The organism is Tsukamurella sp. M9C, from assembly GCF_020169415.1.
Taxonomy (GTDB): domain Bacteria; phylum Actinomycetota; class Actinomycetes; order Mycobacteriales; family Mycobacteriaceae; genus Tsukamurella.
In genome coordinates this window covers 58,734-65,537 of sequence record NZ_JAIULG010000022.1, presented here as the reverse complement: position 1 = coordinate 65,537, position 6,804 = coordinate 58,734, and the positions used below count along the sequence as shown (strand labels likewise).

Sequence of the window (6,804 nt, the reverse complement as noted above, 5' to 3'; positions counted from 1 at the left end):
GCCCAGCCCTACCCTGCCTACCAGCCCTACCCCGGCTACCCGCCGCCGCAGGGCCTGCAGGATCCGGACCAGGCGATGGGTATCGTCGGTCTGGTCCTGACGGTGTTCGGCTGCTATCCCGTGGGCCTGCTGGTCAGCTGGATCGCCCACCGGCAGTCGCGGGACCGGGGCTACAAGAACACCATCGCCACGGTCGGCATGATCATCGGCGGCGCCCTCACCGCACTGACGCTGCTCGCGCTCCTGGCCTACGGCGCCGTCTTCCTGCTCTTCTTCCTGGTCGCGAGCTCCGGCAACGCGCTGCTCTGACCCGGATACGACGAAGCCCCCGGCCGCTCGAGGAGCGATCGGGGGCTTACGTCAGACCCGATGAGGTCTAGAGGCTCAGGCCTCGTCCTCGGTGAGGTTGCTCACACGACTCGGATCCACCTGGATGCCCGGTCCGGTGGTCGTCGAGACGGTGACCTTCTTCAGGTACCGGCCCTTGGCCGCCGACGGCTTCGCGCGCAGGATCTCGTCCAGCGCGGCGCCGTAGTTCTCCACCAGCTGCTTGGCGTCGAAGGACGCCTTGCCGATCACGAAGTGCAGGTTCGACGCCTTGTCGACGCGGAACGTGATCTTGCCGCCCTTGATGTCGCCCACGGCCTTGGTCACGTCGGGGGTGACGGTGCCGGTCTTCGGGTTCGGCATGAGGCCACGGGGGCCGAGCACGCGAGCGATGCGACCGACCTTGGCCATCTGGTCCGGGGTGGCGATCGCGGCGTCGAACTCGAGCCAGCCGCCCTGGATCTTCTCGATCAGGTCCTCGGCGCCGACCTCGTCGGCACCCGCGGCCTTGGCCTCCTCGGCCTTGTCGCCGACGGCGAAGACGATCACGCGGGCCGTCTTACCGGTGCCGTTCGGCAGGTTGACGGTGCCGCGCACCATCTGGTCGGCCTTGCGGGGGTCGACACCGAGGCGCATCGCGACCTCGACGGTGGCGTCCTGCTTGGTGGAGGAGGTCTCCTTGGCCAGCGACACAGCCTCGAGCGGGCTGTACAGCTTGTCCTTGTCGACCTTCTCGGCAGCGGCCTTGTAGGCCTTGCTGTTCTTGCTCATGAAAACTCTTTCGTTTCTTGCCCGGCTAGTGGGCAGTGAGTGGTTCTGCGGGCCGAGCGGGCCCTCCCACGGGACGCACGAGGCGTCCCGGCGACTTACTCGACGGTGATGCCCATCGAGCGAGCAGTACCGGCGATGATCTTCGCGGCCTGATCGATGTCGTTCGCGTTCAGATCTTCCTTCTTGGTCTCGGCGATCTCGCGCACCTGATCCCAGGTCACCTTGGCGACCTTGGTCTTGTGCGGCTCGCCCGAGCCCTTCTGCACGCCGGCTGCCTTGAGCAGCAGCTTGGCGGCCGGAGGAGTCTTCAGCTTGAAGTCGAAAGAACGGTCCTCGTAGACCGTGATCTCGACCGGGATGACGTTGCCACGCTGCGACTCGGTCGCGGCGTTGTACGCCTTGCAGAACTCCATGATGTTGACGCCGTGCTGGCCAAGTGCGGGACCCACGGGCGGAGCAGGGTTGGCCTGCCCGGCCTGGATCTGCAGCTTGATGAGCCCGGCGACCTTCTTCTTCTTCGGGGGCATCCTCAGTTTCCTTTTTCTTCACCCCACGCCCTTGCAGCGGGCGCGGGAAGTCTTCACGCGGCGAACCGCGTCAGCTGATCTTCTCGACCTGGTTGAAGGCGAGCTCGACGGGCGTCTCACGCCCGAAGATCGACACGAGCACCTTGAGCTTGCGCTGCTCGGCGTTGATCTCGCTGATGGACGCGGGCAGGGTCGCGAACGGGCCGTCCATGACGGTGACCGACTCGCCGACCTCGAAGTCGACCTCGACCGCGGGGCCCTGCGAGGCCGCGCCACCGGAACCGGCGGCACCGTCGGACGCGGCACCGGCCTTGTCCTTGGCGGGCTTGGTGCGCGCGCTCTCGGGCAGCAGGAACTTCACGACCTCGTTCATCGTGAGCGGCGACGGCTTGCTGGTCAGGCCGACGAAGCCCGTGACACCGGGGGTGTTGCGGACCGCGCCCCAGGACTCGTCGTTGAGGTCCATGCGCACCAGGATGTAGCCCGGCAGCACCTTGCGGTTGACCCGCTTCTGCTGACCGTTCTTGATCTCGGTGACCTCTTCGGTGGGGACCTCCACCTGGAAGATGTAGTCGCCGACGTCGAGGTTCTGGACACGGGTCTCGAGGTTCGCCTTGACCTTGTTCTCGTAGCCCGCGTAGGTGTGGATCACGTACCAGTCACCGGGGGCCGTGCGCAGCTGCGCCTTGAGCTCCTCGACCGGGTCGATCTCCTCGGGCTCCTCCTCGGCGACGATCTCTGCGCCATCGCCGGGCTCGTCCGCACCGAGGACGCTCTCCTCGACCTCGATCAGGGCCTCGTCGTCGGCCTGCTCGGCCTGCTCGGCGGCGTCCTCGGCCTGCTCGACCTCGGTCGCCGCGGCAGCGTCGTCGACCAGGACGTCCTCAACGGCGTCCAGTTCTGCCTCGTTGTGCTCCGGGGTGCTCACAGCGCCGAAGTTCCTTCCGTCTCGTCTACTCGTGTGGTCCGGCTACTTGCCGAACGCCCACAACATCAGCTTCGCGAAGCCGAGGTCGAGGAGGCTGATCATCGCGGTGAGGACCACCACGAAGACCAGCACGATGATCGTGTAGTTGATCATCTGGGACCGGGTCGGCCAGATGACCTTCCGCAGCTCCGCGACGACCTGGCGGATGAACAGCCAGATGGCGGCGAACGGATTGCGCGACTTCTTCTCGGCCGCGGACTTCTTCGCGACGCCGGACTCGACCGCCGAACTGGGCTCCGGCGCCTCGGCCAGCGCCGTGCGGCCGCCACGGCCGCTCGAGCGCTTACCGGAAGGGCGGGCCTGCTGGGCGTCTTCGGCGGCGCTGTCGCCGGCGGCTTCGCCGGTGGTCGCGTCGTCCTTCTCGTCGCTCACGCACTTCCCTCCGCTGGATTTTCAGCGGGCGTCGGCCCGCCGATGTCGACAGCCGGGCCGGGGCCCGCGCTATGCAGGGGCGACAGGACTCGAACCTGCGACCTGCGGTTTTGGAGACCGCTGCTCTACCAACTGAGCTACACCCCTTTGCGGAGCCTTCCGGCCCCGCACCCGCACCGTTCGAAGGGCGCGCTTTCGCACGCCCGCCGTTTTGTGCGGACAGTTCAGTGTACGGCACATCGGTGCCGCACCTCAAAACGCACCGGTCATGCGGCCCGAGCGGGCCGCGGACCGTCAGGCGAACTGGACGGTGGCGACCGGCTTGCCGAAGATCTTGCGCTCGCCCTGCTTGACCGTCAGGAAGACGACGCCCGTCTTGGTCTCCTCGTCGAGCGACTTGATCTTGCCCGAGTAGAGCAGCTCCGCCTTCTGGTCGGCCGGGACGTACACCGGCGCGGTGAAGCGGACGCTGTACTCCTTGAGCGCGCCCGGGTCGCCCAGCCACTCGGTGATGTAGTTCGAGCCCAGGCTCATGGTGAGCATGCCCTGCGCGACGACGTCCTCCATGCCGGCCAGCTTCACGATGTGATCGGACCAGTGGATGGGGTTCGGGTCGCCGGTGACGCCGGCGTAGTTGACGAGATCGCCGCGGGTCAGCTCGAAGGTCCGCTCGGGGAGCTCCTCGCCCACCGTCACGTCCGCGAAGTTACGAAGTGCCATACATCATCACCTTTTCCATTGCGCCGACGAACGCGGCGTCCTCGTCCTCGCCCGACCGGCCGGCCAGCGTGGTCCACGAGGTGACCAGGTGATTGCCGTCCTGGTCGGAGATCTCGTTGCGGGTCACGATCAGGTCCACACCCGCGGCCTGCTTGAAGGCGTCGAAGTGGACGTGCGTGGTCAGCGTCATGCCGGCGAGGATCGGCGCGTGGAACTGCACCTTCTGCTCGGACTGCACGACGGGGCGACGGCCGTAACCGACGATCGCGTTCTCGAACAGCGGACGGTGGGCGATGATGCCGATCAGGGAGAACATGATCGGCGGTGCCACGAGGTCCGTGTAGCCGGCGGCCTTGGCGGCCTCCACGTCGTGATGAACGGGGTTCAGCAGCTGGCTCGCGTTGGCGAACTCCCGGACCTTCTCGCGGCTGACGTAGTACTTCTCGTCGTACTCGTAGTTGTAACCGACCGCGGCGCGCGTGCGCTCCGCGACTTCTTCGGGGCTGAGCTGCTCGGTGACCGGTCCACCCGGCACATCGATGTCCTTGCTCACGTGACGAACCTACCTATCGTGAATGGGCTGAAGGGCAGTATGCCAAAAGGGAGGGCATCCGCTGTGGATGCCCTCCCCCTTGTCGACGTCTACGTCAGCGCGACTCTCGGTGCGCCTGGTGCGATCCGCAGTTCGGGCAGAACTTCTTCAGCTCGAGGCGATCGGGATCGTTGCGACGGTTCTTCTTGGTGATGTAGTTGCGGTGCTTGCACACCTCGCACGCCAAGGTGATCTTGGGGCGGACATCTGTCGATGAAGCCACGACGGTCCCTCTTTCGCAAATCTCTTGTCAGTTGTAGCGGTGGGGAGGCTCGATCTCCCGACCTCACGATTATGAGTCGTGCGCTCTAACCAGCTGAGCTACACCGCCCTGAGCTATCAGCACATTGCACTGGTCTAGCGAGCCCCCTAACGGAATCGAACCGTTGACCTTTTCCTTACCATGGAAACGCTCTACCGACTGAGCTAAGGGGGCGAGTCCTCGAGGCACCGTCTCCGGCGCTCCAAGAGCCTCAACGAGATTACACACTGCGGCCGAGATCATCCAAATCCGCAGGTCAACTCGTTATCACTGCGGCCTCCGACGTCCAGGACGCCGAAGGCCGCAGCTGGTGGCACGTGTAGGATTCGAACCTACGTAGGCTAAGCCGACGGATTTACAGTCCGCTCCCATTGGCCGCTCGGGCAACGTGCCTTGCACCGCCTGTGAAGGCAGCGGAGAGAAGACTACAACGCCCCCGTGGGGGGCACGCAAACCCGCAGGTCAACATCATAGGAGTGCAACAGAAGATGGCCGATTCGTCGTTCGACGTCGTGAGCAAGATCGATCGCCAGGAGGTCGCCAACGCCCTCAACCAGGCCTCGAAGGAGCTGAGCCAGCGGTACGACTTCCGCGGCACGAACACCACCGTCGAGTTCTCCGGCGAGGACAAGGTGGTGCTGACCTCCGACGCCGAGGAGCGGGTCAAGGCCGGCCTCGAGGTCTTCCAGGAGAAGCTCATCAAGCGCGGACTGTCGCTCAAGGCCTTCGACGCCGGCGACCCCGTCGCCTCCGGCAAGACGTACAAGATCACCGGCACCCTCGTCGAGGGCATCACCAGCGAGAACGCCAAGAAGATCAGCAAGCTCATCCGCGACGAGGGCCCCAAGTCGGTCAAGGCGCAGATCCAGGGCGAGGAGCTGCGCGTCTCCAGCAAGTCGCGCGACGACCTGCAGTCCGTCCAGTCGCTGCTCAAGAACGCCGACCTCGACATCGCGCTCCAGTTCGTCAACTACCGCTAGGTCCCCAGGTCCGACGGCGCACCGTCGCGCCGGGTGGTGCGACGGTGCGCTCGCGGCCGGGCCTCCTCCGCGCCCGGCCGCCCATGATCCTCATCACGCCGACGTCCCCCACGCCGCGTCAACGCCGCGTGGGGGACGTTTGGTCCCCCGCTAAACGCCGTCCCTCCGATGGGGGACGTGATCTCCCCCACGCCTCGTCGACGCCGCGTGAGGGACGAAATGTTGGGGATACTCGCCAGTAGCCTGTGGAGGAAGCGGCTCGCAGCGCGGCTGGGCGGCGAACGCGGCGGTTCAATGCCTCCATGGGGGAACTACTCACACGCGCATATCTACTCGCCACCGGCCGCAGCAGCCCGGACATCAGCCGTGCAGTCGCGGAGGGGGAACTGATCCGGCTGGCCAGCGGCGTCTACACGACGCCGGGCGACCGTCCAGCGCACGCGGTGTATCGCCTGAAAGTCCTCGCGACGGCGATGACCTGCAGGAACGCGGTCAGCTTCGAGAGCGCGGCCGCGTTGCACGACATTCCCTTCCTCCGTCCGAGCCGTACCGACGTGCACTTCACCGTCGATCGAGTCCACGGCGGAGGGAGGCGGCCGGGTGTCCACGTGCACCCGCGTCCACTCACCGACGCCGAGATCACCCACGTCGACGGTGCCCTGGTGACGACTCGGGCCCGCACCGCGATCGATGTCGCGATGACCGGCGACCTGATCCGCGCCGTCGCCGCGATCGACAGCGTCCGCCTGATCCGCCGTTTTCCGTCGGCGAACGATCCGGCGCCCGTCGGGGTCGAGGAATTGTCCGCGACCCTCGACCGCCTCGGCCGGCGCCGCGGATCCGCAACGGCGCGACGCGCCCTGGAACTCTCCGTGGACTGCGCCGAATCGGCAGGCGAGTCCTGGTCACGGATGCTGATGATGGCGTGGGGCATGCCGATGCCCCGGTTGCAGACCTCCTACCGCTTCGGCGGGCGGGAACACTTCGTCGACTTCGAGTGGGGGTCGCTCGTCGGCGAGTTCGACGGATCGGGCAAATACGGCGACCGCGATGCCGAACGGGCTGCCTCCCTGGAGGCGGAGAAGGAACGCCAGGCGCTGTTCAGCACTCACGGCATGGAAGTGGTCCGATGGGGCTGGTCGAACCTCACGAACGACGCGCTCCTCCGCCGCAAACTGAGCAGCGCGTTCGCCCGGCACGGCATCGAGTGGGCGGCATGACCGGGACATCGTCCCCCACGCGTCGTCGACCACGCGTGGGGGACG

At 66.4% G+C, this 6,804-nt stretch carries 9 protein-coding genes, 4 tRNA genes and 1 pseudogene; 3 read left to right on the top strand and 11 right to left on the bottom strand.

Features of this window, described 5'->3' with window-relative positions:
• A pseudogene (locus LB823_RS12715) lies at positions 1-309 on the top strand (hypothetical protein); the annotation flags it as partial.
• Between the two features lie 75 nt (positions 310-384).
• Here the strand turns inward: LB823_RS12715 and rplA are convergent.
• The 11 genes from rplA to LB823_RS12660 form a co-directional block, all read right to left on the bottom strand.
• On the bottom strand, positions 385-1,098 hold the full coding sequence (gene rplA / locus LB823_RS12710; RefSeq protein ID WP_224647609.1) for a 50S ribosomal protein L1: 714 nt from the start codon (positions 1,096-1,098) through the stop codon (positions 385-387).
• Between the two features lie 95 nt (positions 1,099-1,193).
• Positions 1,194-1,625 (bottom strand): 50S ribosomal protein L11, encoded by a 432-nt coding sequence (gene rplK / locus LB823_RS12705; RefSeq protein ID WP_068523954.1) that lies wholly within the window; start codon positions 1,623-1,625, stop codon positions 1,194-1,196.
• 70 nt (positions 1,626-1,695) lie between these two features.
• The gene (gene nusG / locus LB823_RS12700) at positions 1,696-2,553 is read right to left on the bottom strand and encodes a transcription termination/antitermination protein NusG (RefSeq protein ID WP_224647608.1); all 858 of its coding nucleotides are present in this window, start codon (positions 2,551-2,553) and stop codon (positions 1,696-1,698) included.
• A 42-nt stretch (positions 2,554-2,595) separates the two neighbouring features.
• Positions 2,596-2,985: a preprotein translocase subunit SecE gene (secE, locus tag LB823_RS24055; RefSeq protein WP_224647607.1), complete on the bottom strand. Its 390-nt coding sequence runs from the start codon at positions 2,983-2,985 to the stop codon at positions 2,596-2,598.
• Positions 2,986-3,059: 74 nt separating this feature from the next.
• A tRNA-Trp gene (locus tag LB823_RS12690) sits at positions 3,060-3,132 on the bottom strand.
• Between the two features lie 147 nt (positions 3,133-3,279).
• Positions 3,280-3,705 (bottom strand): (3R)-hydroxyacyl-ACP dehydratase subunit HadB, encoded by a 426-nt coding sequence (hadB, locus tag LB823_RS12685; protein ID WP_068527842.1) that lies wholly within the window; start codon positions 3,703-3,705, stop codon positions 3,280-3,282.
• Positions 3,692-4,258 (bottom strand): (3R)-hydroxyacyl-ACP dehydratase subunit HadA, encoded by a 567-nt coding sequence (hadA, locus tag LB823_RS12680; protein WP_224647606.1) that lies wholly within the window; start codon positions 4,256-4,258, stop codon positions 3,692-3,694. Before hadA ends, hadB begins: the two co-directional genes overlap by 14 nt.
• A 94-nt stretch (positions 4,259-4,352) precedes the next feature.
• Positions 4,353-4,520, bottom strand: a complete 168-nt coding sequence (rpmG, locus tag LB823_RS12675) for a 50S ribosomal protein L33 (RefSeq protein ID WP_013125415.1) — start codon at positions 4,518-4,520, stop codon at positions 4,353-4,355.
• Between the two features lie 34 nt (positions 4,521-4,554).
• A tRNA-Met gene (locus LB823_RS12670) sits at positions 4,555-4,628 on the bottom strand.
• A gap of 32 nt (positions 4,629-4,660) precedes the next feature.
• A tRNA-Thr gene (locus LB823_RS12665) sits at positions 4,661-4,733 on the bottom strand.
• Positions 4,734-4,867: 134 nt separating this feature from the next.
• Positions 4,868-4,952: transfer RNA gene (locus LB823_RS12660), tRNA-Tyr, on the bottom strand.
• A gap of 95 nt (positions 4,953-5,047) precedes the next feature.
• On the opposite strand from LB823_RS12660, the gene LB823_RS12655 reads away from it, so the two are divergent.
• The gene (locus LB823_RS12655; protein ID WP_224647611.1) at positions 5,048-5,539 is read left to right on the top strand and encodes a YajQ family cyclic di-GMP-binding protein; all 492 of its coding nucleotides are present in this window, start codon (positions 5,048-5,050) and stop codon (positions 5,537-5,539) included.
• A gap of 245 nt (positions 5,540-5,784) precedes the next feature.
• Entirely contained in the window at positions 5,785-6,759 is a 975-nt protein-coding gene (locus LB823_RS12650; protein ID WP_224647605.1) for a type IV toxin-antitoxin system AbiEi family antitoxin domain-containing protein, read from the top strand.
• Positions 6,760-6,804 lie beyond the last annotated feature (45 nt).

What these genes read in the sequence shown, in the direction of transcription:
- rplK (WP_068523954.1), bottom strand. Translation starts at nt 1,625, where the DNA reads ATGCCCCCGAAGAAGAAGAAGGTCGCCGGGCTCATCAAGCTGCAGATC.
- rplA (WP_224647609.1), bottom strand. Translation starts at nt 1,098, where the DNA reads ATGAGCAAGAACAGCAAGGCCTACAAGGCCGCTGCCGAGAAGGTCGAC.
- LB823_RS12655 (WP_224647611.1), top strand. Translation starts at nt 5,048, where the DNA reads ATGGCCGATTCGTCGTTCGACGTCGTGAGCAAGATCGATCGCCAGGAG.
- hadB (WP_068527842.1), bottom strand. Translation starts at nt 3,705, where the DNA reads ATGGCACTTCGTAACTTCGCGGACGTGACGGTGGGCGAGGAGCTCCCC.